The organism is Nocardia sp. NPDC059177 (genome assembly GCF_042755165.1).
Lineage (GTDB): Bacteria > Actinomycetota > Actinomycetes > Mycobacteriales > Mycobacteriaceae > Nocardia.
Genome location: NZ_JBHZBX010000013.1, coordinates 153,229 through 177,333 on the forward strand (window position 1 = coordinate 153,229; position 24,105 = coordinate 177,333).

Here is a 24,105-nt window from a genome sequence, read left to right on the forward strand (position 1 = left end):
CCGACACCTGAAACACACGCCCGCGGACGAAGGGAAGCGTATTCGGTTCGACAATAAACCGGACCAGATTCAGTCAAAATACTGGTACTCGTGAGTCACTTTCCGGCGCTGAGAACGGTCCAGCAATCCGACCGCATACGCCGAGCAGCCGCACCCACCCCACAGGCGGCACGACGCTGTCTGCACAGACTCGATCTGTGTCGGGCAACACTATGTGAAACAAGGTTGCATCAACGTTGCAAGGGCGTGATTCACACCACGTGGTCCCGCCCGGTCCCATGACGAGACGACGAAACCCCCCGCCGTGCGATACGGCGAGGGGTTTCGGCAGCAGCTGAGCTACCGCGCTGCCTACTCGGCGGCGACGGTTTCCTCGGCGGCCGGTTCGGCGGCCGGGGCCTCTTCCTCGACCGGGATCAGCGAGATCTTGCCGCGGTTGTCGATATCGGCGATCTCCACGCGCAGCTTGTCGCCGACGTTGACCACGTCCTCGACCTTGGCCACGCGCTTGCCGCTGCCCAGCTTGGAGATGTGCACCAGGCCGTCACGGCCCGGCAGCAGCGAGACGAACGCGCCGAAGGCGGTGGTCTTGACGACCGTGCCCAGGAAACGCTCGCCGACCTTCGGCAGCTGCGGGTTGGCGATCGCGTTGATCGCGTCGATCGCGGCCTGCGCCGACGGGCCGTCGGTCGCACCGACGAACACGGTGCCGTCATCCTCGATGGAGATGTTGGCGCCGGTGTCCTCGGTGATCTGGTTGATCATCTTGCCCTTGGGCCCGATGACCTCGCCGATCTTGTCGACCGGGATCTTGATCGCGGTGACGCGCGGGGCGTACGGGCTCATCTCGTCCGGGGTGGCGATGGCCTCGGCCATCACGTCCAGGATGGTGGTGCGGGCGTCGTGCGCCTGGTTCAGCGCACCGGCCAGCACCTGCGAGGGAATACCGTCGAGCTTGGTGTCCAGCTGCAGGGCGGTGACGAACTCACGGGTACCGGCGACCTTGAAGTCCATGTCGCCGAAGGCATCCTCGGCGCCGAGGATGTCGGTCAGCGCGACGTAGCGGACCTCGTCCTCACCCTTGTCGTTGGTGACGGTGTCCGACACCAGGCCCATGGCGATACCGGCGACCGGCGCCTTCAGCGGCACACCGGCGTTGAGCAGCGACAGGGTCGAGGCACAGACCGAACCCATCGAGGTGGAGCCGTTGGAGCTCAGCGCCTCCGAGACCTGACGGATGGCGTAGGGGAACTCCTCCTGCGAGGGCAGCACCGGCATCAGCGCACGCTCGGCGAGCGCGCCGTGGCCGATCTCGCGGCGCTTCGGCGAACCGACGCGGCCGGTCTCACCGGTGGAGAACGGCGGGAAGTTGTAGTGGTGCATGTAGCGCTTGGTGGTCTCCGGGCCGAGCGAGTCGACCTGCTGGGCCATCTTCACCATGTCCAGGGTGGTGACGCCCATGATCTGGGTCTCGCCACGCTCGAAGATCGCCGAACCGTGGGCGCGCGGGATCACGTCGACCTCGGCGGAGAGCTGACGGATGTCGGCCAGACCGCGACCGTCGATGCGGAAACCGTCGGTGAGGATGCGCTGGCGCACCAGCTTCTTGGTGACCGAGCGGAACGCCGCGCCCAGCTCCTTCTCGCGACCGGCGAAGTCGTCACCGAGGCGACCGAGCACCTCGGCCTTGATCTCGTCGATCTTGGCCTCGCGGGCCTGCTTGTCGGCGATGCTCAGCGCCTGGTTCAGCTCCACCTTCGCGGTGCCCTCGACGGTCTCGAACACATCGGGACCGTACGGCGGGAACAGCGGGAACTCTTCGGTCGGCTTGGCGGCCAGCGCGGCCAGGTCCGACTGCGCGCGGCACAGCCGGGCGATGAACGGCTTGGCGGCCTCGAGGCCCTCGGCCACCACGGCCTCGGTCGGCGCCTGCGCGCCACCCTCGATCAGCGCGATGACCTTGTCGGTGGCCTCGGCCTCGACCATCATGATGGCGACGTCACCGGTCTCGGTGACCCGGCCGGCCACGACCATGTCGAAGACCGCGTCCTCGAGCTGCTCCACGGTCGGGAACGCGACCCACTGGCCACCGATCAGGGCGACGCGCACGCCGCCGACCGGGCCGGAGAACGGCAGGCCGGAGATCTGGGTGGACGCCGAGGCGGCGTTGATGGCCACCACGTCGTAGAGATCCTGCGGGTCCAGGCTCAGCACGGTGACCACGACCTGGATCTCGTTGCGCAGGCCGTCGACGAACGACGGGCGCAGCGGACGGTCGATCAGGCGGCAGGTCAGGATCGCGTCGGTGGAGGGGCGGCCCTCGCGACGGAAGAACGAGCCCGGGATGCGGCCCGCGGCGTACATGCGCTCTTCGACGTCGACGGTCAGCGGGAAGAAGTCGAACTGGTCCTTGGGGTGCTTACCGGCGGTGGTCGCCGACAGCAGCATGGTCTCGTCGTCCAGGTAGGCGACCACCGAGCCGGCGGCCTGCTTGGCCAGACGGCCGGTCTCGAAGCGGATGGTGCGGGTGCCGAAGCTGCCGTTGTCGATCAGCGCGACCGATTCGAAAACACCGGGCTCGACCTCGACCGCGGTCGAAGTACGTTCAGTTGTCTGCGTCATTTTTTCTTCTCTCGACCTCTCGTCTCGCCGGAGCGCAGCACCGTTGCGGGCGCGAACCGGCTGTTCGTCAGCCGTACCGGACACGGACACGTGGAAACCCTCCTGGTCACCCACGCGCAGCACCCGGCCGGATCCCCTTGGAAGCGGCGACGCGGAGGCGGTCATCGATCGAAGCCCGCCGGCGGCGGAGAATATCGCCGGCCGAAAGGCCACTACCGAAGACCGACGCCACGCGGACGGATGCACACGGCTGTCACATGTTGTAGTGCACGCGGAAACCCCATGGTCTCCGAATACACGAATAGCCAACGAGAAGAAGTGTACTTCTTCCCATTGGCTACTCGCCGACCGCCTCAGCGCGGAGGCGTGTCGAAGCAGATCAGCGACGCAGGCCGAGACGCTCGATGAGCGAACGGTAGCGGTTGATGTCCTTGGCCTGCAGGTACTTCGACAGGCGGCGACGACGACCGATCAGGGCCAGCAGGCCGTGCCGGGTGTGGTGATCGTGCTTGTGCTGCTTGAGGTGCTCGGTCAGGTCCGAGATCCGCTTCGACAGCAGCGCGATCTGCGCCTCCGGCGAGCCGGTGTCCTTCTCGTGCAGGCCGTACTCGGCCAGGATGGCCGACTTCTGCTCAGTGGTCAGCGCCATGCGGCATCGACTCCTCTTTCTCAGGGCTCATCCCCGCTCGCGCGGGGAAACACCGTTGGACTGCGCTCGAAGCCCGGACATACACCGGGTGGGCGCCACCGCAGACCGCAGCAAACCCGAGGAGCTACTTTACGCCACCGCCGGCGGTAGGTTGAACCAGCCCTCAGGCGTCGGCGGCGGTGAGCACCTTGCGCGCGTTCTCCACGTCCCGGCCCATCGCCTCGACCAGGTCGTCGATGGAGTCGAACTTGCGCATCCCGCGCAGCTGCTCGACGAAGTCGACGGCGACGTGCTGGCCGTACAGGTCGGCCTCGCCGTCGAGGACGAAGGCCTCCACGGTGCGCGAACGCCCCGAGAACGTCGGATTAGTGCCGACCGAGATCGCCGCCATCGCCCGCTGCCCGGCCTCGACCGCGCCGATCGTCGGCCCCTGCCCGAGCACGGTGAACCAGCCCGCGTACACCCCGTCGGCGGGGATGGCGGCGTGCATGGGCGGCGCGACGTTCGCGGTGGGGAAGCCGAGTCCACGGCCGCGACCGTCACCGTGCACCACGACGCCCTCGATGCGGTGCGGGCGGCCCAGCGCCTCCGCGGCGGCGGCCATGTCGCCCGCGTCGACGCAGGCGCGGATGTAGGTGGAGGAGAAGGTGACGGCGTGCTCACCGAGCAGGGTCACCCCGTCGACCTCGAAGCCGAACCGATGGCCGAGTTCACGCATGGTGTCGACGGTGCCCGCAGCCTTCTTGCCGAAGGTGAAATTGTCACCGACCACGACCTCGCTGACGTGCAACCGTTCGACCAGCAGGTCGTGCACGTAACCGGCGGGGGTGAGCTTCATGAATTCCTGGGTGAACGGCATCACGCAGAACACGTCGATACCGAGTTCCTCGGCCAGCTCGGCGCGGCGGCTCAGGGTGGTCAGCTGCGCGGGATGCGAACCGGCCCGCACCACCTCCATGGGGTGCGGATCGAAGGTCATCAGGACCGCGGGCACACCACGTTTGTGCGCCGCCGCCACCGCCCGGCTGATCAGCTGCGCGTGCCCGCGGTGCACGCCGTCGAACACGCCGATCGTGAGGACGCAGCGCCCCCAGTCCGCGGGCACCTCGTCGAGGCTTCGCCATCTCTGCACACAGCGAAGCCTACGCAAGGCCGCACGGGAACAGAATTCCGCCTCTGACCGGAATGTCGTGCTGCGGCGTACCGGTTCGTCGATGTGTCATTCCGGCCAGGGATGCCTAACATCAAGAAGGTGCCAGGTAAACGAGATGTCGCGACCCGCCGTGCGTCGAACCCGCCCGGTGAGCCGGCCGAACTCACCGCCGCCGCGACGGTCGCACCCGAGTTGTCCGCGGTGGCACAGGACTATCTGAAGGTCATCTGGACCGCGCAGGAGTGGTCGCAGGAGAAGGTGTCGACCAAGCTGCTGGCCGAACGCATCGGGGTGTCGGCCTCGACGGTGTCCGAGGCGGTACGCAAACTCGCTGATCAGGGCCTGGTCGAGCACGCCCGCTACGGCGCGATCACACTCACCGAGCACGGCCGCGACGCCGCGATCGCGATGGTGCGCAGACACCGGCTGCTCGAGACCTTCCTGGTCAACGAACTCGGCTACGGCTGGGACGAGGTGCACGACGAGGCCGAGGTACTCGAGCACGCCGTCTCCGACCTGCTGATGTCGCGGATCGACGCGAAACTCGGTCACCCCGACCGTGATCCGCACGGCGACCCGATCCCCTCGGTCGACGGCGCGGTCCCCACGCCGCCCGCCCGCCGCCTCAGCGATTTCGCGGCGGGCGAATCCGGCCGGGTCGCCCGCATCTCCGATTCCGACCCCGCGATGCTGCGCTACTTCGACTCGGTCGGCATCGCCCTCGACACCACCATCGCCGTGGAGGAACGCCGCGATTTCGCCGGCACCATCGCCGTGCGGATCGCCGCCGCCGACTCCCCCACCGAACTGGGAACCCTGGCCGCCGAAGCCATCTGGCTCACGACCTGATCAGCAGTTGAAGTACTGCCGCAGACGGTCGGGCACACCGTCGGCGGCGGCGGTGTCCCAGCAGGTGGTGTGCGGGAACAGCACGTAGGTGGTCCAGGTCCCCGAGGCGCGGGTGATGATTCGCTGATTGTCGCCGGGGGACGCCCAGCGCACCACGGCCCACTGCCCGTCGCACCCGGAGATGTCGGCGACCGGTGCCGGGTCGACGCCGAGTTCGGTCTCGATGGTGGATTCGGCGCAGGCCGGGGCCGGTTCGGGTGCGGTGTCCTGGAAGCGGAGCTGTCCGGTGACGGTGGCGCCCGCGTCGACCAGGAACAGGGTGTGCATACCTTCGGGGACCGGGTTCGTTCCCGCGGGCGCCGTCATGCCGAAGCGGTAGCAGCCTGTCGCGGCGGTGAACGTGGCCAGGCCGGACGAATCGGTGACCCCGGTCAGGCGCTGGGTTTCGGTGGTCTCGCCGACCGGGATGTCGTGGCTCGCCGGATCGCACGGCTGCTGGAGCGAAAGGTACACGGGCACAGCGGGAACCGGAACGCCCGACAGCGTCGCGGTCCGCAGCACGACGGTGCCTGTCGCCGGTGTCGGCGGCGGGCCGGGCCGCGCCGGTGTGGTGGGCGCACCGGTTGCCCCGGGGGCGGTGTCGATCGGTGCTGCGGTGACCGGGCCGCCGGTCGGCGCGATGACGACCGGCTGTGACGAGGTGGTCGTAGTGGTCGGCCGGACCGAGCTCGACGTACCCGGCGCCTGCGGGTCACCGCCTGCACAGCCGGCCAGCACCAGTGCGGTCACACCGGCGACGACGCCGATCCAGGTTTTCCGTATCGCAGCCATGACTCACCCTCCGCACCGCCGGATATACATATTGGCTATCGCCGGGCGCGGTAGGCACGTTAACGACACGTCCAGTGGCACTGACACGATGGCACGCTCGCCGTCGACGTCGAAGACGCGGAAGACGGCGAAAACCGTTGCGCCGACCGTCATCGCCACGCTACGGATCCGGCCGGTCTCCCGATGCGCCGGTCGCCGCGCGAGGACCGGCATTTTCGTGCAATCCGGGGCTCAGCAGTCAGTATTCTGACTGCAGAGAGCCAGATTGCACGAAAATGCCGGGGGCCGGCCAGCCGATGGGTTCAGTCACCGATCCCCTGCGGCCGAACCACCATCACCGAGGCCGCGCGTTTACCGCTCTCCTCCAGCAGCGCGATGGCCCGGCCCGCCGGATCGATGGCCGCGTAGACACCCTCGAGACCGATCGGTTCCAGCCAACGGCCGTTGCGCAGGTCGTTCGCCTGGGATTCGTCGATATCGCGATGCGGGAAGGCGGTGCGCACGGCGGTGTCGATGTCGAGGCTCAGCAGTGGCTGTCCGGCCTCGGCGGCGGTCGCCAATTGCGCCAGGGTGCGGGCGTGTTCGAGGGTGAACGGACCGACCCTGGTGCGGCGCAACGCGGTCAGGTGACCGCCGACACCGAGGGCGGCGCCGAGATCGCGGGCGAGGGCGCGGATGTAGGTGCCCGAGGAGCACTCGACCTCCACATCCAGGTCGACGAACGCGCCGTCGGCGATATCGCGGCGGGCCAGGACCTCGAAGCGCGACACCGTCACCGGACGCGCCGCGAGCTGGACGTCCTCGCCGGCGCGCGCACGGGCGTAGGCGCGTTCGCCGTCGACCTTGATGGCGCTCACCGTCGCCGGGACCTGCTCGATGTCACCGGTGAGCGCGGCGACTCCGGCGGCGATCCCGGCATCGGTGACGTGCAGCGCCGACGTGGTCGCGGTGACCTCGCCCTCGGCGTCGTCGGTGATCGTGGCCTGACCGAGGCGGATCGTCGCGGTGTAGGCCTTGGTGGTGAGGATCAGCTGACCGAGCAGCTTCGTCGCCCGTTCCACGCCGAGGACCAGGACGCCGGTCGCCATCGGGTCCAGCGTGCCCGCATGCCCGACCTTCTTGGTACGCAACAGCTTCCGGCTGCGGGCCACCACGTCGTGGCTGGTCCAGCCGCCGTCCTTGTCGACGATCAGCAGTCCGCCCAGCGGGTCGGCCGGGGGCGTGCGCGCCGCCATCAGCCGTGCGCGATCGCGGTCAGGATCAGCCCGTCGGCGATCAGCCAGTGTCCGTCGAACTCCGCGAGCGGGGCGCCGCCGTCGTTGGTCGTGCCGGGGACCAGCAGCTTCGTGTGGAAGGTGCCTGCGGCGGTGTCGGCGGTGCGGGAATCGATCTCGAAACTGATGTGCGCGTCCTCGAAGCCGAGCCAGCGCAAGGTCAGCGGGAACCAGGCCTTGTAGGTGGCCTCCTTGGCGCAGAACAGCAGCCGGTCCAGGTGCAGGCCGTCGCTCGGCGCACCGGCGAGCCAGTCGCGTTCGGCGGGCAGGCTGACCGAGTCGAGCACGCCGTCGGGCAGCGGGCCGTGCGGTTCGGCGTCGATGCCCACCGAACGGAACCGCAGCGCGTGCGCCATCGCGGCGGCACGGTAGCCGTCGCAGTGGGTCAGGCTGCCGACGACGCCGCGCGGGAACAGCGGCATGCCGCGCTCCCCCTTGCCGATGGCGACCGGCGGCTCACCGAGCTGTTCGAGGGCCAGCCGCGCGCAGTGCCTGGCGCCGATGAAATCGCGGCGGCGCTTCTCGACCGACTTGGCGATGAGGTGTTCCTCGGCCGGGTGCGCGGTCAGATCCTCCGGATAGGCCAGCAGCTCCGCGGTCGCCACCCCGGACGGCAGGATCTGGCGCAGCAGTCCCGATGAGTTACCCATGGTCATCACCAAATCAGTGGGCGGGTCGCGAAGCAAATCCCGCCCTCACACGCCACGGCGGCGATCGGCTTTCGCGCGCATCTCCTCGGCGGCGGCTTCCATTTCCGGGGTGACGGTGAAGTGGCCGCCCCAGGAGTTCAGCGCGCCCTCGGCGTACACCGGTTCCGGCAGGATCTGGCGCAGCAGCGGTTCGGGCATGCCGCGGCGCTTCCATTCGCGCGGGTAGCCGAGGGAGACCTCCTCGAAGCGGACACCGTCGTAGTAGGTGGTGCGCGGGATGTGCAGGTGGCCGTAGACCGAGCACACGACGTTGTAGGTGGTGTGCCAGTCGGCGGTGAGGTCGGTGCCGCACCACAGCGAGAACTCGGGGTAGAACAGGATGTCGGTGGGCTGGCGGACCAGCGGGAAGTGGTTGACCATCACCACCGGGGTGTCGGGGGCCAGCGCGTCGAGGCGGCGCTGGGTGTACTGCACGCGGGCGTGGCACCAGGCGTCGCGGGTGAGGTACGGCTCGGGGGTGAGCAGGAACTCGTCGGTCGCCACCACATTGCGCTCGCGGGCCACGGCGAGGCCCTGTGCCTTGGTGGTGGTCCCCTCGGGCAGCCACGAGTAGTCGTAGAGCAGGAACATCGGCGCGATGGTGACGCGGCCGCCGTACTTCTCGGCGCCGGAGCCCGTCCACACCGGGAACGGGTCCTCGGGCGTGACGACATCGAGGTCGCGGCACATCGCGACGAGGTAGTCGTAGCGGGCCGCGCCGTGCATCTGGACCGGGTCCTTCGGGGTGGTCCACAGCTCGTGGTTGCCGGGCACCCAGATGACCTTCGCGAACCGGCGGCGCAGCAGTTCCAGCGCCCACCGGACCTCGTCGGCCTTCTCGCCCACATCGCCCGCGACGATCAGCCAGTCCTCGGGCGAGTCCGGCCGGATCTGCTCCACGACCGGCTTGTTGCCCTGGTGCCCGACATGGACATCGCTGACCGCCATCAACTTGGGTATCACTTGTCCACAGTCGCACATCAGGTCGCGGTGGCCTCGGCTGGTTCCCGCTGTACGGGCCCGCCACGCCCCGGCGACCAGCAATCCGAACACCCTGGGCGTCGTCTTCTTCGCGGTGTGGCGACCGTCAGCCGAACTGGACGGGCGTTTCGCGCCGGGTGCTCACGCGACTCCACTGGGGATCTCGGCGCCGACCCTGGCCCACCGTCCCGATCGGGCCCGGCCGACGACCGCGACCAGGCGCAGCAGCATGAAGACGACCAAGCCGGTCCAGATACCGGCGACACCCCAGTCGAAGACCAGCGAGAGCCAGATCAGCGGCAGGAAACCGGTCAGCGCGGCGGCGAGGGTGGCGGTGCGCAGGAAGGCCGCGTCGCCCGCGCCGAGCAGGACGCCGTCGAGCGCGAAGACCACACCGGCGACGGGGATCATGGCGACGAAGAACCACCAGATGACCTGCACGCGATCGAGCACCTGGGGGTCGTCGGTGAACAGCAGCGGCACCACGCCGTAGCCCGCGGCGAAGCCCGCGGCCAGCACCAGCGCGAAGACCCCCGACCAGCCGGTGACCCGGCGCGCGATGCCCTTGGCGCCGCGCGCGTTGCCCGCGCCGAGGGCGGCACCGACCAGCGTCTGCGCGGCGATGGCCAGCGAGTCCAGGGTCAGCGCCAGGAAATTCCAGAGCTGCAGGACGACCTGGTGGGCGGCGACCGAGGCGGCGCCGAAGCGGGCGGCGACCGCGGCGGCGGAGATGAAGCATGCCTGGAACGACAGGCTGCGCACGATGAGGTCGCGCCCGAGGACGAGCTGGGCGCGCATGACCGCCGGATGTGGTCGCAGCGAATCCCGTTCGCGCAGCAGGGCATAGACGAACAGCGCGCCGGAGACCAGTTGGCCGGCGAGGTTGGCCACCGCCGAGCCGGCCAGCTCCAGCCGGGGCGCGCCGAGTAAGCCGTAGACGAGAATCGGGCACAGTACCGCCGAGAGTGCCAGTCCCGCAACCACATACAGCAATGGACGGCGTACGTCCTGCACCCCGCGCATCCATCCGTTACCCGCCATCGACAGCAGGATCAGCGGCACGCCACACAGGGCGATGCGCACCCAGATCAGCGCCTCGCCGGCGATCTCCCCGCCGCCGGCGATCACCGAACACAGGGGCGCCGCGAACACCTGGATCACCAGGACGATCAGCAGCCCGATCGCCAGCCCGACCCAGCTCGCCTGCACCCCCTCGGCCACCGCACCGGCTCGGTCTCCCGCCCCGTGCCGCCGCGCCGCCCGCGCGGTCGTGCCGTAGGACAGGAACGTCAGCTGGGTACTGACCGACCCCACGATCACCGCGCCGACCGCCAGCCCGGCCAGCGCCAGCGCACCCAGCCGCCCGACCACCGCCATATCGAACAGCAGATACAACGGCTCGGCCACCAGCACCCCGAGCGTGGGCAACGCGATCCCCAGAATCCGCCGCGGCCCGGCCTGAGCCGCCGCCACTCCCGCAGAACTCACGCCGGACCTCCCCGAACCGAAGGCGCCACTGCGGCGCGACTGTGTGCACTACGTCGACGCCGATCCTGACACAGCCCACCGACACCGACGCCACACCCGCAGACCCGACGTGCCACATCAGCGTCCGTGTCTGGGTGAGATACCACCATGCGCAGGTCGGCGATCGGGCCGGCAATGCCTGCGCGGCCGTTCCCCGGCGGAGAACGTCAACCGACGGCCGCCGGGAACGACCACGCACTCCGGCAGCCACCGTCGACCGGTCCCGGCGACGCCGAGGCCGACCACCCGGCGGCCCACGCACAGTGTCGCGGCACTGCACCGAGGCCGACCACCGGCCGGCCCACGCACAGTGTCGCGGCATCCGGCCCCGGGACAACTCGACGGTCCGAAACGAGGACGGCGCGCACCACGACCCGCGATACTGGTCACCTGCCCAGCTCGGCGGTACCACCTCGCGGACACCCGTTCGCCCGATGAACTCAGGACGATGATCGACATGGCGTGTGTGCAGCGGTGGCGGGTGATCACGGCTTTCGCCCTGGTCGGGGCGGCGACGCAGCTCGTGTGGCTGACCTACGCGCCGGTGACGACGGTGGCGGCCGGGCATTTCGGCGTCTCCGAGTCTGCGATCGGCTGGCTGGCCAATATGTTCCCGCTGCTCTACGTGGTGCTCGCGATTCCCGCCGGCATCCTGCTCGACCGGTGGTTCCGTCCCAGCCTGATCGCCGGTGCGGTCCTCACCGCGATCGGCGCCGATCTGCGGCTGCTGCACGACGGGTTCGCCATGGTGCTGCTGGGCCAGACCGTTGTGGCGGTGGCGCAGCCGCTGGTGCTCAATGCGATCACCGGCATCGCGGGGCACTATCTCGACGCGAAGGACCGCGCGACCGGGATCGCCGTCGGGACGGCCAGTACCTTCGCCGGGATGGCGGCCGCCTTCGTGCTCGGCGCCGCCCTGCCCGCCGCGGATCAGCTCACGACCCTCACCGCGATCGGCGCCGTCTTCGCCAGTCTGGCCGCGGTGCTGCTCACCGTGGAACTGCGGCGAGCCGGTCGGGGGCCGGTGGCCAGCACCGCGACCTCCCTGGCCGCACTGCGGGCCACGCTCGGTGACAGCTATGTGCGCAGGCTGTGCGCGGCGGTGTTCTTCCCGTTCGGCACCTTCGTCGCGCTGGCGACCTTCGGGCAGGCGCTGCTGGAACCGGCCGGTGTGAGCGCCGACGCCGCCAGCGTGGTGCTGCTGGTCAATGTGGTGGCCGGGGTCGTCGGCTGCGCGGTCGTGCCGGTCGCGGTGTTGCGCCGCGGTGTCGAACTGCCCGCCGTCATGGTCGGCCTGACCGCCAGCGCGCTGGCCTGCCTGCTCGTCGCGGCGGCGCCGGGCCTGGCCACCGGTTTCCTGGCCTTCGTCCTGATCGGCCTCACCCTGCTGCCCGCGCTCCCGATCGTGCTGGCCATGGCCGAACGTCACACCGGCGCCGCCGAAGGCACCGCCGCCGGCCTGATCTGGATGACCGGCAATCTCGGCGGCCTGCTCGTCGCCGGCTCAACCGGCCTGCTCGTCGACCACCCCGCCCTCGCCTTCGGATTGTGCGCGGCGACAACCTTCCTCGGCGTCCCCCTCGTCCTGCGCCTCCGCCGCGAACCACTCCCCGTCAGCTGACCTCCCCCAGCGCCACCGACCGCCCCCTGCCCCGATGCCGGATGCGGCGTGCGGGAAGACCGGGCACACCCCGACCCCGACGATTCGCAGGCGGACGCCGTTCAGCCCAGTGCGGCGATCAACGCGCGCACGACACTCTCGGCGGTGCCGTAGGTCGTGTATCCGGCCGCGAACCGGTGCCCGCCGCCACCGAATCCACTGGCGACCGCGGCGACGTCCACCCCGTCCGACCGGCCGGGCGCCGAGTCGCGGGAGCGCAGTGAGACCGTCCAGCGGTCGTTCTGGCCGCGGGCTTCCTTGAAGACCGCCGCGATCCCGGCCTCGGCCGTGGTCCGGACGACATCGATGACGCTCTCGACCTCTTCGGGCCCGACATCGTGGGTGTCGGCGGCGCGCACCAGCGCGTAGACCATGCCGACTCCGGCGGCCTCGGGCACGACAACCGCGGTCGAGAGCACTGTCGCCAGCATGGGCAGCCAGCTGAACGGGTGGGTGTCGAGCAGCACGCGGGTGATCTCGGTGCCGTCGATGCCGGTGGCGAGCAGCCGCTCGGCGAGTTCGTGGCTGCCTGCCCGCGCCCAGCGGAACGAGCCGGTGTCGGTGACCAGGCCGGCGAACAGGCAGTGCGCGATCTCGGCGTCGATCGGGACGCCCCAGGCGTCGAGCAGGCGGGTGACCAGCTCGGTGGTCGACGCCGCGGTTTCGTCGATCAGGTCGACGGTGCCGAATCCGTCATTGGCGCGATGGTGGTCGATCACCACCGTCGTCGCGGCCCCGGGTAATCGGTCGGCGAGCGCACCGAGCCGGCTGCGCGCCCCGCAGTCGACCACGATCAGCAGGTCGACCTCCTGGGGCACCTCCGCGGGCGCCACCACGTGCCGCACGCCGGGCAGGGTACGCAGGGACGTGGGCAGTTCGGCGGGCTCGGCGAACGACACGCGAACCGGTACCCCGCGCCGATCCAGGGCCAGCGCCAGTGCCAGTCCGCTGCCGATCGTGTCGGCATCGGGCTGCACGTGGCACAGCACGGTCACCGAACGCGCCGCCGCCAGTGCGGCGACGGCAGCGTCCAGCTGGGTTCCGTCGAGTACCCCGGTCATCCGAGGGTGTCCCGGGGGCATGGGCGGGCGGCCCGCGTGCGCACGCGGGTCACCCTCCTGGGACGCCTGCCCGACATCGGGTTACTCGGTGTCTTCGTCGTCGCGGTCGGACTTGTACGGGTCCGCCTCGCCGGCGTGCGTGGCGTTGGCGGCCACCTTGGCCACCTCGTCATCGATGGCGCGCGCCCTGGCCAGCAGCTCTTCCATCTCGCGCGCCGCGTCGGGCACCTTGTCGAGGGTGAACGACAGGATCGGGGTGAACTTCACCCCGGTACCGGCGCCGACCTTGGAGCGCAGCACACCCTTGGCCGCGTCCAGGCCAGCGGCCGCGGCCGCGTAGTCGGGTTCGGCGTCGAGCGTCTCGCCCATCACCGTGTAGAACACCGTCGCCTCGCGCAGATCGCCGGTCACCTTGGCATCGGTGACGGTGACGAACCGCAGCCGCGGATCCTTGATCTCGTATTCGATCGCGGTGGCCACGATCGCGGAAATCCGCTTGGCGAGTCGGCGTGCCCTGGCTTGATCCACCATGGGTCGGCCCTCCTCTGGTTAGTCTTCGGGTCCGAAGATCCGGCGGCGTACTGCCAGCAACTCTATCTCCGGACGGGCGGCGACGTGCCGCTCACACTTGTCGAGCACCTCGTTCAGGTGCCCGATTTCCGCACTGACCATGGCCACCCCGAGCAGCGCCCGGCGGTGCAGGTCCTGATCTCCGGCCTCGGCGGCGTTCACGGCGAAACGTTTCTGCAGCTCGGCGAGAATCGGGCGGATCACCGACCGCTTCTCTTTGAGCGAATGCACGTCACCGAGCAGTAGATCGAATTCGAGCGCACCGATGTACAGCGGTGCTCACCTCCTGGTAGATGGAATCGCCCGCATGACCACACGCCGCACCCGAAGCTCGGATGCGGCGTGTGGAACGGTCTGCGATATCAGTCGCGCGGCTTCTCGCGCAGCTCGTAGGCCTCGATGATGTCGCCGTCCTTGATGTCGTTGTAGGTCACGGTCATACCGCACTCGAAACCTTCACGAACCTCGGGAGCGTCGTCCTTCTCCCGCTTCAGCGAGGAGATGGTCATCGTTTCCGCGATCACCCGGCCGTCGCGGATCAGGCGCGCCTTGGCGTTGCGCTTGACCGAGCCCGACAGGACCATGCAGCCGGCGATGTTGCCGACCTTCGACGAACGGAAGATCGCGCGGATCTCCGCCCGGCCCAGCTCGACCTCTTCGTAGATCGGCTTGAGCATGCCCTTGAGGGCCTTCTCGATCTCGTCGATGGCCTGGTAGATCACCGAGTAGTACCGGATGTCGACGCCCTCGCGGTTGGCCAGCTCGGTGGCCTTGCCCTCCGCGCGGACGTTGAAGCCGATGATGATCGCGTTCGAGGCCGACGCCAGGTTGACGTTGGTCTCGGTGACGCCACCGACACCACGGTCGATGACGCGCAGGCGCACCTCGTCGTCGATCTCGATGCCGAGCAGGGCCTCTTCGAGGGCCTCGACGGTACCGGAGTTGTCGCCCTTGAGGATCAGGTTGAGCTCCGAAGTCTCCTTCAGGGCGGCATCCAGATCTTCCAGGCTGATCCGCTTGCGGCTGCGTGCGGCCAGCGCGTTGCGCTTGCGCGCGTTGCGGCGGTCGGCGATCTGGCGGGCGATGCGGTCTTCCTCGACCACGATCAGGTTGTCACCGGCGCCGGGCACCGAGGTGAAACCGATGACCTGCACCGGGCGCGACGGCGACGCCGCGTGGACGTCCTCGCCGTGCTCGTCGACCATGCGGCGCACGCGACCGTAGGCGTCGCCCGCCACGATCGAGTCGCCGACGTGCAGCGTGCCGCGCTGGATGAGCACGGTGGCCACCGGGCCACGGCCGCGGTCGAGGTGCGCCTCGATGGCGACACCCTGGGCGTCCATGTCCGGGTTGGCCCGCAGGTCCAGCGAGGCATCCGCGGTCAGCAGCACCGCTTCGAGCAGCGCGTCGATGTTGGTGCCCTGCTTGGCCGAGATGTCGACGAACATGGTGTCGCCACCGTATTCCTCGGTCACCAGGCCGTATTCGGTCAGCTGCTGCCGGATCTTGTCCGGGTTCGCGCCTTCCTTGTCGATCTTGTTGACCGCCACCACGATCGGCACGTCGGCCGCCTGGGCGTGGTTGATCGCTTCCACCGTCTGCGGCATGACGCCGTCGTCGGCCGCGACCACGAGGATCGCGATGTCGGTGGCCTTCGCACCACGGGCACGCATGGCGGTGAACGCCTCGTGACCCGGGGTGTCGATGAAGGTGATCAGGCGCTCTTCGTCGTTGAGGTTGGTCAGCACCTGGTAGGCACCGATGTGCTGGGTGATGCCACCGGCCTCGCCCTCACGGACGTTGGCCTTGCGGATGGTGTCCAGCAGTCGGGTCTTACCGTGGTCGACGTGACCCATGACGGTCACGACCGGCGGACGCTGCTCGAGGTCTTCCTCGGTGCCCGCGTCCTCGCCGTAGGTGAGGTCGAAGGACTCCAGCAGCTCGCGGTCCTCGTCCTCGGGGCTGACGACGTGGACGACGTAGTTCATCTCGCTGCCGAGCAGCTCGAGGGTCTCGTCGTTCACCGACTGGGTCGCGGTGACCATCTCGCCGAGGTTGAACAGCGCCTGCACGAGGGCAGCCGGGTTCGCGTCGATCTTCTCGGCGAAGTCCGACAGCGAGGCGCCACGGGCGAGCCGGATGATCTCGCCGTTGCCGCGCGGCAGCCGCACGCCACCGACGGCGGGCGCCTGCATGTTCTCGTATTCGGCGCGCTTCGCCCGCTTCGACTTACGGCCACGACGCGGAGCTCCACCGGGACGGCCGAACGCACCCGCGGCACCGCCACGGCCACCGGGACCACCCGGGCGACCGCCGCCGCCACCGGGACGACCACGGAAACCACCGGCCGCGGGAGCACCCGCACCGGCACCGGCGCCGGGGGCACCGCCACCGCCACCGCGGTAACCGCCACCGCCGCCACCGGGACGACCGGCACCGCCGGGAGCGCCACCGGGACGACCCGGACGGCCACCGGCCGCCGGGCCCGGACGCGCCGAACGCGCGGGCATGGCACCGGGGTTCGGACGCGGAGGCATCGAACCCGGGGTCGGACGGGGACCGCCGGGACGCGGGGCACCGCCCTGCGCGGCGGCCGGACGCGGACCACCCTGGCCCTGACCGGGGCGGGGACCGCCCTGACCGGGCGCGGGACGCGGACCACCCTGACCGGGTGCCGGACGGGGACCGCCCTGACCCGGGGTCGGGCGCGGCCCACCCTGCGGGGCGGGACGCGGCGCCGGACGATCACGATCCGGTGCGGAGCTGAACGGGTTGTTGCCGACGCGCGGGGTCTTCGGGCCGGGCTTGGGGCCGGGACCGGCCGGACGCGGGGCCGGAGCACCCGGTGCGGGGGCGCCGGGACGCTGGCCCTGCGGCTGACCTGGACGCGGGGCGCCGGGTGCCGGACGCGGGCCGGGCGCCGGAGCGCCCGCGGGCTTGGCGGCCGGTGCCGACTGCGCGGCGGCCGGGGCCGGCTTGGCGGCCGGAGCCGGCTTGACCTCGGGCGCGGGTGCGGCCGGTGCGGCCGGAGCCGGGGTCGCCGCCGCGGCGGGTGCCGCCGGGGTCGGACGCGGACCCGGACGGGGACCGCCGGGGGTGGGCTTGGCGCCCGGACGGGCTGCCTGGGACGGTCCGGGACGGGCCGCCGGCTTCGCGTCGCCCGCCGGGGCGGACTTCGACGCGAGCGATTCGCGCAGACGACGGGCGACGGGTGCTTCCACCGTCGAGGACGCCGACTTCACGAACTCGCCTTGCTCCTTGAGCTTCGCGAGTAGTTCCTTGCTTGTGACACCGAGTTCTTTGGCCAACTCGTGCACGCGGGCCTTGCCTGCCACTGCTCTCCTCACTGAGAGGCCGAGCAGTGACGCCGCCTAGGGAAGGCGGGCCCGCACGACCTCGGGTTATCTCCGATGGACGTTCATCGTTGGTGCTTCACGGTGTGCTCATGAGTGCTCGTGCCTGTTCTCGAGGTACTGCTCCAGGGCTGAGATATCCAGATTTCCGGACACTCGTAGGGCTCTGCCGAAGGCTCGGCGCCGTTCTGCGGAACGCAGACAAGCTGAAACGGGGTGCAGCCAGGCACCCCGTCCGGGAAGTCTGCGCCGCGGATCGGGAACGACCGCAACAGCCGGGGCTCCGGCAGTGTCACTGTCGGCGTCCCGATGCTGCGCCACGATCCGCAACAGCTCGGCAGACGGCTCACGCTGACGGCATCCGATACAGGTGCGAACGGATTGCGCGGGCCGGTCCTGTACCCACTCTACCGGTGACCCGGTCATAACGACGAACCCCTCCCCTTCCGAAGTTACCAACATGTCATCCGGGGGTCGGGATTCCTGCATTTTCGTCAACTACGGTGCGCTCGAAGGCCGCACCGAGTCACCCGTCTCCGGAGCCGCGTCGCTGCGGATATCGATCCGCCAGCCGGTCAGACGAGCTGCAAGACGGGCATTCTGGCCCTCCTTGCCGATCGCCAGCGACAGCTGGAAGTCCGGCACGATCACCCGCGCCGCCCGCGCGTCCGGGTCGACGACAGTGACCGAAACCACCTTCGAAGGCGAGAGCGCATTACCGACGAAGGTCGCCGGATCCTCGGCGTAGTCGATGATATCGATCTTCTCGCCGGCCAGTTCGCTCATCACATTGCGCACGCGCTGACCCATCGGGCCGATGCAGGCGCCCTTGGCGTTCACCCCGGGCACCGTCGAGCGGACCGCGATCTTGGAGCGGTGGCCGGACTCGCGCGCCACCGCCACGATCTCCACCGAGCCGTCGGCGATCTCGGGCACCTCGAGCGAGAACAGCCGCCGGACCAGGTTCGGGTGCGTGCGCGAGAGCTGCACCTGCGGGCCGCGCGGACCGCGCGAGACACCGTAGACGTAGCACTTGATCCGGTCGCCGTGCTCGTAGGTCTCACCGGGTACCTGCTCGGCGGGCGGGATCAGGCCCTCGACGCCGTTGGCCTCGCTGCCGATCCGCACCACCACCACACCGCGGGCGTTGGCCCTGGCGTCGCGCTGGACGACACCGCCGACGATGTCGCCCTCGTGGGTGGCGAACTCACCGAAGGACTTCTCGTTCTCGGCGTCGCGCAGGCGCTGCAGTACCACCTGGCGGGCCGTGGTCGCCGCGATCCGGCCGAAGCCCTCGGGGGTGTCGTCCCATTCGGAGACGAGGTTGCCGTCGGCGTCGAGTTCGCGCGCCATCACCCGGACCACACCGGTCTTCTGGTTGATGTCGATGCGCGCGTTGGGCTGGTGGCCGTCGGTGTGCCGGTAGGCGGTGAGCAGCGCCGACTCGATCGCCGAGATCACGGTCTCGATCGAGATGCCCTTGTCGGCGACGATCGCGCGCAGGGCTTCGATTTCGATGTTCATTCCACGACCCCTTCGGTGGGAGTGTCACTGTGCTGGCCTGCGGCGGTGAGGTCGGCGGGCTCGTCGCCGGGCACGGGACGGCCCGCGGCGATGCCGCCGGCGAGTTCGAGTTCGGTGGCTCCGGGTGCACTGAACTCGACCTGGACGACCGCGGAGGCGATGTCGGCGAGTGGCACGTGCACACGATGCGGTTTGTTCTTGCCGCCGAGGACCAGCGCCACGGTGCCGTTGCCGGCGAGCTGCCCGGCGCGGGCCTCGAAGCGGTTCTTGCCCTCGACGGGTTCGGCGCCGGCGCGCAGCGTCAGCTTCACCTTGCGCCCCTGGGCGCGGCGCCAGTGCCGGTCGGTGGTGAGCGGGCGGTCCACGCCGGGCGTGGTCACTTCCAGCAGGTAGGCGGATTCGCCGAAATCTCCTGCCGCGTCGAGCAGTTCGGACATCTCGCGGCTGAGTTCGGCGATGGCGTCCAGGTCGGCGGGGCCGTCAGCGTCCACGGTCACCTTCACCCGAACCGGAGCCAGTTCGTCTTTGCCCGCAGCCGCGATCGCGACGCCCTCGAGGTCGAATCCCCGGCGTGCGACGAGCTCAGCGACTAGCTGGCTCACCCTTTCCTCGGTGGGCATCGGCATATGGGCGGCTCCTGGTTCAGTTGTGACGCGATCGGAAATTTCTACGCCGAAGGTCTAGCGTAACGCGCCACGAGAGTGTAAAGGACCGACGGCCAAGCGTCGCGCACCGGTCCACCCCGCGGGCCAGGACGTGTCGCGCCACCGTGAGCGCGGCCGCGCGGATCTGGCACGATGGTGCACGTGCCTTTCCGCCATACCGCCCCGCCGAGCGCCGGGCGACCTTCCGGCATACGCTCCGACCGGCACGAATCCCACCCGGTGCCGGTCGAGGCCGCCCACCCGCTCATCCCGGCCGGTCCGGAGGCCGTGAACCGGCCGTATCCGCCACGCGCACAACAGCTTCCGGCCACCCTCTGGCGCCGTCGCTCCGTGTTCCGGCTCGCCGGTGCGGGGGTGCTGGCCGTTCCGGTGGTCGCCGCGCTCGCGGGCTGCGCCGAGGACGACACCGTGCACGACCCCGATCCGCTCGCCGCCCAGGAAGTGCTGGCTCGCGCCGACGCCGCCGCCGCGACGGCCGCCATCGCGCTGGCCCCGCAGTCGAGCGCCGCGCTGCGCACCGTCGCGACCGAGCGCACCGCGCACGCCGAGGCGCTGCGCGCCGAGATCGACCGGGTGATCGGCGTCTACGGCGACGGCACCACCCCCGTGCACCGCACCGGCACGGTCATCGTGCCCGGCCCCGACGGCATGCCCGTGCTCGCCGCCGAGGTCGAGGCGGCTGCCCAGCAGCCCGGCACCGTCGCCCAGCTGCGCGATCAGCTGGTGCGATCCCAGCAGGCCGCCGCCGCGCTGGCCCGCACCGAATCCGGGTATCGCGCGGGGCTGTTGGCGTCGATCAGTGCCGCCTGCGCGGCCGAGGCAGGAGTGCTGCTGACATGACCGAGCAACGTCAGGCCCTGCAGGCCGCCCTCGACAGCGAGTACGCGGCCGTCTACTCCTACGGCGTGATCGCCGCCTACGCCAATACCGACCGGGCGGGTCTGGTCGCCGAGTTCAGCGCCGCGCACCGCGCCCGCCGGGACGCCACTGTCGACCTGCTGGAGACCGGTGGCACCGAACCCGAGGCCGCGGACGCTGCCTATGCGCCACCGTTCCCGGTGGACGACCCGATCCCGGCCGCCAACCTCGCCGTAGCCGTCGAATCCGATTGCGCCGCAGCGTGGCTGGCCGTCGCCGAGCAGGCCACCGACGAATCGGTGCGCACCGTGGCCACCGAGGCACTGACCGAATCCGCCGTCCGCCGGGCCCGCTGGCAGGCGATCCTGGGCGCGAACCCGGTCACCGTGAGCTTCCCTGGCCGCGCCTGACCGAACCCGGCATACGGCCCCGGTGTTCGGCCGCCGCGATCAGGCGACGGCCGAACCTCCTGGCACCTACGGGCGCATCGTGTAGGCGCCGTCGTAGGACGCCACCTGCTGCCACACCCGGTCGAACCGCGCGGTGTCGGCGACCGGGCTGCGCAGTGCGCCGACCGCCCAGGCGCGCTGTCCCTCGGTGACCGACGGCTTGCCGAGCAGCGCGGTCGCGTGGGTGTTGAAGTCGCGGATCTGGAAGTCGAAGATCTGGTCGAGGACGTCGCGGTCCAGGCCGGTGAGCTCGGCCTGTTCGAGGATCAGCTGGCCGTAGACCACCGTGGAGAACAGGTGGCCGATGGTCAGCATGAAGTCCAGGTCCTTCTGCTGATCGGCGTCGGGCGCCGCGGTGAGCAGCAGGGTGCGCAGCGCCTGGGCCTGCTCGTAGAACCGGCCGACGTTCGGCACGCTCGCGGCCTGCTCGTAGGCCGGGGTCCAGTCGGCGAACTGCACCTTGCCCGCACCGCGTGCCGGCCCCTGCTGCCAGAAGAACTCCTGGTCACCGGGTGCCAGGTCGGTACCGATGGCCGGGTACTCGGCCGGGTTGAGCAGGTAGTTCGGCATGAACTTCAGGATCTGGCCGACATTGACGTGCACCGTGCCCTCGAGCCGGGGCAGGTGGTTGATGTAGCGGGAGGCCTGTGCGAAGTAGGTGGCCTTCTCGAAACCCTTGGCCGCCAGCACATCCAGCAGCAGGGTCATCGCGACCTCGCCCTCGGAGGTCACCTTGGACTTGGTCATCGGGTTGAACAGCAGGTAGCGGCGGTCGTCCAGGGAGGCGCTGCGGAAGTAGTCCACGGCGCGGTCGCTGAACAGTTTCATCGCGATCAGACGCGCGTAGGCGTCGACGAAATTGCCGCGCACGTGGGCGAAGTCGGTGACCGGGTTGCCGTAGAGGATGCGGTTGTTGGCGTGGGTGATGGCCTCGAAGAACGAGTGCTCGACCATGCCGATGCTGCCGTGGCAGAGGTTGAACTTGCCGACGTTGACGGTGTTGAGCGCGGCCGAGAACGCCTCGGGGCCCTCGTGCAGCACATCGGCGGCGGTGACCGGGTAGTTCTCCAGCCGGAAGTGGCTGACATACATCTGCCCGTGGATGACGCTTTCGATCAGGTGGTAGTCGTCGTGGCGGCTGTCGGCGGCGAACCAGATGTAGCCCTCGGCGCCCTCGACATCGCCGCGGCGGGAGAACACCGACACCATCGAGGCGACATTGCCGTTGCCGATGTAGTACTTCTCACCGCTGGCGCGGAACAGGATGCCCGCCTCGGCGTCGGCGCTGCCGGGTTCGCTCGGGGTGAGGATCAGGTCGGTGTTGTAGATGTCGGCGCCGTGCTCGCGCTCGGACAGCGCGAACGCCATCACCTGGCCCGCGTCGAGGTCGGCGGCGGCCTTGCGCTTGGCGATCTCGTTGTCGCTCTGCCAGATCGGGCCGAGGCCGAGGATGGTCACCTGCTCGGCGTACCAGTAGGCCAGGCCGTAGAAGCCGAAGATCTCGGCCAGCGCCGCGTTGCGGGCGGCGTCCCAGCGCTTGTCGGGGTTGCCGTCGGCGTAGGCGGCCGGGGTCAGGAAGGTCGCGAACAGTTTCTCCTTCGCGACGAAGTCGAGGAATTCCTGGGTCCAGACCGCGTCGCGGTCGTCGGCCAGCAGCTGCGCCAGACCCTTGGACTCGAAGAACTCGATGGTGGCGCGCAGCAGCCGCCGCGTCTCGGCATCGAAGTGCTGCGGGTCGTAGGTGGCGGGATTGAACAGCAGGCTGGGCGAACTCGTCATGGAGTCAACCTATCAGCGCCACCCCCGCCGCCGAGCCTTCTACCTGCAGGTTTCCCCTACGTAAGCGTAAGTTGACGCCACTGTCAGAACATCAGCTCGCCGATCATGCCGGTGCGGGTGCCGATGATGCCGCCGCCCGCGTCGAATTCCACGCGCAGCTCGTAGAGGCCGAAGTGGCCGAGCAGCAGCTGGGGTTCGCCGAAGGTCAGCGCGGCGACGTCGTGGCGGCGGAACCAGCCGAGGATCATCGCGCGCATCGTGGCGTAGCGGCTCTGCTGGTCGGTCAAGGGATGCAGCAGGTTCGCGGCGGTGTCGATGACCAGCGCGGCCACCGCCGGATCGGCGCCGGGCGCGCGCACCTCGTGGTCGGTGACCGCGAAGTAGCGCCAGCCCGCGTCGTCGGGCACGGCGGCCCAGCCGAGGTTGCCGCCCAGGTCGGCGGCACCGGCCACGAGCACGGTGACGACATTGTTCGGGTGTGCGGTGCCGCTGAGGTCCACCCGGTCGGCGGCCAGGTGCGCGGCGCCGTGCTCGCGGGCGAGCGCGCGCAGCGTGGTGGCGCCCGACCCGTCCCGGTGTACCCAGGTCCAGATCCGGTGTTCGCTGTCGTAGCGGCCGATCTCGGCGACGGCCACGCGCCGGTCCGGCACCTCGACCAGATCCTCGGCGGCGTACATCGGCTCCCACCACAGGCTCGTGGCGTCGGCGCTGCCGCGCAGTGAGCCACGGCCACCGATCGTGATCGCCGCGGGTGCGGCCAGCGCGGCGAGCAGCGTATCGGGGACGAACGGCGGAATCCGCTCGTGCCGGGGCTCCGGCAGGGTCGCGGGGACGGCGGCCAGACCGGCGTCGACGATGTCGGCGGCGACGAGACGGTCCGCGCTGTCGACCCGGGCGATCAACCGGAAGCCTTGCGGCAGTGACACTTCCAGGCCGTCCGCACTCGCCCGCACGGTGGCGTGATGACGGCGGGCATAGCCTTCCACCACCGACCGCGCTCCCCCGCCCGGCAGCATCGCGGCGGCGGCCCGCACGACACCGGCCACCGCACCGGGATCGGGTGTGGCGCACGGCACCTGCTCGTCCTCGACGACCAGGTAGGCGTAGGCGCGACCGCCGTAGTTGAACTTGGTCATCCCGCGCGCGCCGAGCACACCCATCGCGATGATCGACAGGTGGTCGGCGGCCAGCATCGGGTCGGGGAACCCGGCGAGGTCGAGCAGGTCGGTCGTGAATTCCGGGATCGCCTCACGTAATCCGATCTCCCGCAACCGCACCGACGCCGCGACACCCGACATACCGGCGAGCGCGGGCTTCGCCCACGCCCACTGAAAGGTCAGATCCTCGGCGAAGGTCCCGATCTCACCGGAATCGGCGAACTCCCGCTCACCGATCCAGACCCGGCCCGCCCGGTGGTCCAGCCGGGTACGACCGGGATCAACCTGCTGCTGGAATACCGAATACTGCTCGATCGCCCCGCCGAGAAACCCCCGCGCCAACCGCAACAGCGCATCGCTGAACGTGTCCACCCGCTCGAAGTTATCAGCCCGGTGCCAGTGAATGCTGTACTGGCACCGGGTCGTTCATCTTCCTGTAAAGAGCGGTACCGAC

The 24,105-nt window shown here is 69.9% G+C and carries 21 protein-coding genes; 4 read left to right on the forward strand and 17 right to left on the reverse strand.

Annotation, left to right across the window (positions count from 1 at the left end; genetic code table 11):
- Positions 1–351: 351 nt before the first annotated feature.
- From ACFXK0_RS18215 to ACFXK0_RS18225, 3 genes are all read right to left on the reverse strand, one after another.
- Positions 352–2,622: a polyribonucleotide nucleotidyltransferase gene (locus ACFXK0_RS18215; RefSeq protein WP_379411566.1), complete on the reverse strand. Its 2,271-nt coding sequence runs from the start codon at positions 2,620–2,622 to the stop codon at positions 352–354.
- A gap of 379 nt (positions 2,623–3,001) precedes the next feature.
- Positions 3,002–3,271, reverse strand: coding sequence for a 30S ribosomal protein S15 (gene rpsO, locus ACFXK0_RS18220; protein ID WP_067492627.1), 270 nt, complete (start codon positions 3,269–3,271; stop codon positions 3,002–3,004).
- A gap of 163 nt (positions 3,272–3,434) precedes the next feature.
- A complete protein-coding gene (locus ACFXK0_RS18225) occupies positions 3,435–4,403 on the reverse strand; it encodes a bifunctional riboflavin kinase/FAD synthetase (RefSeq protein ID WP_379411567.1) in 969 nt (322 codons plus the stop codon).
- A gap of 120 nt (positions 4,404–4,523) precedes the next feature.
- On the opposite strand from ACFXK0_RS18225, the gene ACFXK0_RS18230 reads away from it, so the two are divergent.
- Complete coding sequence (locus ACFXK0_RS18230; RefSeq protein WP_379411568.1) at positions 4,524–5,273, forward strand: metal-dependent transcriptional regulator; 750 nt, start codon at positions 4,524–4,526, stop codon at positions 5,271–5,273.
- On the opposite strand, the gene ACFXK0_RS18235 is transcribed toward ACFXK0_RS18230, so the two are convergent.
- The 5 genes from ACFXK0_RS18235 to ACFXK0_RS18255 all read right to left on the reverse strand — a co-directional run bounded on the left by ACFXK0_RS18235 (position 5,274) and on the right by ACFXK0_RS18255 (position 10,536).
- Positions 5,274–6,104: a hypothetical protein gene (locus ACFXK0_RS18235; protein WP_379411569.1), complete on the reverse strand. Its 831-nt coding sequence runs from the start codon at positions 6,102–6,104 to the stop codon at positions 5,274–5,276.
- Positions 6,105–6,406: 302 nt separating this feature from the next.
- Positions 6,407–7,339, reverse strand: coding sequence for a tRNA pseudouridine(55) synthase TruB (truB, locus tag ACFXK0_RS18240; protein ID WP_379411570.1), 933 nt, complete (start codon positions 7,337–7,339; stop codon positions 6,407–6,409).
- Positions 7,339–8,010, reverse strand: coding sequence for a 4'-phosphopantetheinyl transferase Npt (gene npt / locus ACFXK0_RS18245; RefSeq protein WP_379411609.1), 672 nt, complete (start codon positions 8,008–8,010; stop codon positions 7,339–7,341). Before npt ends, truB begins: the two co-directional genes overlap by 1 nt.
- Positions 8,011–8,073: 63 nt before the next feature.
- On the reverse strand, positions 8,074–9,048 hold the full coding sequence (locus ACFXK0_RS18250; RefSeq protein ID WP_379411571.1) for a metallophosphoesterase family protein: 975 nt from the start codon (positions 9,046–9,048) through the stop codon (positions 8,074–8,076).
- A gap of 141 nt (positions 9,049–9,189) precedes the next feature.
- Complete coding sequence (locus ACFXK0_RS18255; protein ID WP_379411572.1) at positions 9,190–10,536, reverse strand: MATE family efflux transporter; 1,347 nt, start codon at positions 10,534–10,536, stop codon at positions 9,190–9,192.
- Positions 10,537–11,023: 487 nt separating this feature from the next.
- Between ACFXK0_RS18255 and ACFXK0_RS18260 the strand changes: the two genes are divergently transcribed.
- Positions 11,024–12,196: an MFS transporter gene (locus ACFXK0_RS18260; RefSeq protein ID WP_379411573.1), complete on the forward strand. Its 1,173-nt coding sequence runs from the start codon at positions 11,024–11,026 to the stop codon at positions 12,194–12,196.
- 101 nt (positions 12,197–12,297) lie between these two features.
- On the opposite strand, the gene ACFXK0_RS18265 is transcribed toward ACFXK0_RS18260, so the two are convergent.
- From ACFXK0_RS18265 to rimP, 7 genes are all read right to left on the reverse strand, one after another.
- On the reverse strand, positions 12,298–13,296 hold the full coding sequence (locus tag ACFXK0_RS18265; RefSeq protein WP_379411574.1) for a bifunctional oligoribonuclease/PAP phosphatase NrnA: 999 nt from the start codon (positions 13,294–13,296) through the stop codon (positions 12,298–12,300).
- 81 nt (positions 13,297–13,377) lie between these two features.
- On the reverse strand, positions 13,378–13,827 hold the full coding sequence (gene rbfA, locus ACFXK0_RS18270) for a 30S ribosome-binding factor RbfA (RefSeq protein WP_379411575.1): 450 nt from the start codon (positions 13,825–13,827) through the stop codon (positions 13,378–13,380).
- Between the two features lie 18 nt (positions 13,828–13,845).
- Positions 13,846–14,139, reverse strand: coding sequence for a DUF503 domain-containing protein (locus ACFXK0_RS18275; RefSeq protein ID WP_379411610.1), 294 nt, complete (start codon positions 14,137–14,139; stop codon positions 13,846–13,848).
- Positions 14,140–14,228: 89 nt separating this feature from the next.
- A complete protein-coding gene (gene infB / locus ACFXK0_RS18280; protein WP_379411576.1) occupies positions 14,229–17,201 on the reverse strand; it encodes a translation initiation factor IF-2 in 2,973 nt (990 codons plus the stop codon).
- Positions 17,202–17,309: 108 nt separating this feature from the next.
- The gene (locus ACFXK0_RS18285; RefSeq protein ID WP_379411577.1) at positions 17,310–17,645 is read right to left on the reverse strand and encodes a YlxR family protein; all 336 of its coding nucleotides are present in this window, start codon (positions 17,643–17,645) and stop codon (positions 17,310–17,312) included.
- 72 nt (positions 17,646–17,717) lie between these two features.
- Complete coding sequence (nusA, locus tag ACFXK0_RS18290; protein WP_379411578.1) at positions 17,718–18,743, reverse strand: transcription termination factor NusA; 1,026 nt, start codon at positions 18,741–18,743, stop codon at positions 17,718–17,720.
- Positions 18,740–19,369 (reverse strand): ribosome maturation factor RimP, encoded by a 630-nt coding sequence (gene rimP, locus ACFXK0_RS18295; RefSeq protein ID WP_379411579.1) that lies wholly within the window; start codon positions 19,367–19,369, stop codon positions 18,740–18,742. Before rimP ends, nusA begins: the two co-directional genes overlap by 4 nt.
- A gap of 180 nt (positions 19,370–19,549) precedes the next feature.
- Here rimP and ACFXK0_RS18300 point away from each other — a divergent pair, with 180 nt between their 5' ends.
- Positions 19,550–20,248: a hypothetical protein gene (locus ACFXK0_RS18300; protein ID WP_379411580.1), complete on the forward strand. Its 699-nt coding sequence runs from the start codon at positions 19,550–19,552 to the stop codon at positions 20,246–20,248.
- The gene (locus tag ACFXK0_RS18305) at positions 20,245–20,676 is read left to right on the forward strand and encodes a ferritin-like domain-containing protein (protein ID WP_379411581.1); all 432 of its coding nucleotides are present in this window, start codon (positions 20,245–20,247) and stop codon (positions 20,674–20,676) included. The genes ACFXK0_RS18300 and ACFXK0_RS18305 overlap by 4 nt, the downstream gene beginning before the upstream one ends.
- A 66-nt stretch (positions 20,677–20,742) precedes the next feature.
- Here ACFXK0_RS18305 and ACFXK0_RS18310 read toward each other — a convergent pair whose 3' ends face one another.
- Together ACFXK0_RS18310 and ACFXK0_RS18315 are read right to left on the reverse strand one after the other, a co-directional pair.
- Positions 20,743–22,494, reverse strand: coding sequence for an acyl-CoA dehydrogenase family protein (locus ACFXK0_RS18310; protein WP_379411582.1), 1,752 nt, complete (start codon positions 22,492–22,494; stop codon positions 20,743–20,745).
- Positions 22,495–22,577: 83 nt separating this feature from the next.
- On the reverse strand, positions 22,578–24,023 hold the full coding sequence (locus ACFXK0_RS18315; RefSeq protein WP_379411583.1) for a DUF6882 domain-containing protein: 1,446 nt from the start codon (positions 24,021–24,023) through the stop codon (positions 22,578–22,580).
- Positions 24,024–24,105 lie beyond the last annotated feature (82 nt).

Excerpts from the sequence above, each read along its gene's own strand:
- ACFXK0_RS18215 (WP_379411566.1), bottom strand. The coding sequence starts at position 2,622 with ATGACGCAGACAACTGAACGTACTTCGACCGCGGTCGAGGTCGAGCCC.
- rpsO (WP_067492627.1), bottom strand. The coding sequence starts at position 3,271 with ATGGCGCTGACCACTGAGCAGAAGTCGGCCATCCTGGCCGAGTACGGC.
- ACFXK0_RS18235 (WP_379411569.1), bottom strand. The coding sequence starts at position 6,104 with ATGGCTGCGATACGGAAAACCTGGATCGGCGTCGTCGCCGGTGTGACC.
- truB (WP_379411570.1), bottom strand. The coding sequence starts at position 7,339 with ATGGCGGCGCGCACGCCCCCGGCCGACCCGCTGGGCGGACTGCTGATC.
- ACFXK0_RS18250 (WP_379411571.1), bottom strand. The coding sequence starts at position 9,048 with ATGTGCGACTGTGGACAAGTGATACCCAAGTTGATGGCGGTCAGCGAT.
- ACFXK0_RS18260 (WP_379411573.1), top strand. The coding sequence starts at position 11,024 with ATGATCGACATGGCGTGTGTGCAGCGGTGGCGGGTGATCACGGCTTTC.
- ACFXK0_RS18265 (WP_379411574.1), bottom strand. The coding sequence starts at position 13,296 with ATGACCGGGGTACTCGACGGAACCCAGCTGGACGCTGCCGTCGCCGCA.
- rbfA (WP_379411575.1), bottom strand. The coding sequence starts at position 13,827 with ATGGTGGATCAAGCCAGGGCACGCCGACTCGCCAAGCGGATTTCCGCG.
- ACFXK0_RS18285 (WP_379411577.1), bottom strand. The coding sequence starts at position 17,645 with ATGACCGGGTCACCGGTAGAGTGGGTACAGGACCGGCCCGCGCAATCC.
- nusA (WP_379411578.1), bottom strand. The coding sequence starts at position 18,743 with ATGAACATCGAAATCGAAGCCCTGCGCGCGATCGTCGCCGACAAGGGC.
- rimP (WP_379411579.1), bottom strand. The coding sequence starts at position 19,369 with ATGCCGATGCCCACCGAGGAAAGGGTGAGCCAGCTAGTCGCTGAGCTC.
- ACFXK0_RS18305 (WP_379411581.1), top strand. The coding sequence starts at position 20,245 with ATGACCGAGCAACGTCAGGCCCTGCAGGCCGCCCTCGACAGCGAGTAC.
- ACFXK0_RS18310 (WP_379411582.1), bottom strand. The coding sequence starts at position 22,494 with ATGACGAGTTCGCCCAGCCTGCTGTTCAATCCCGCCACCTACGACCCG.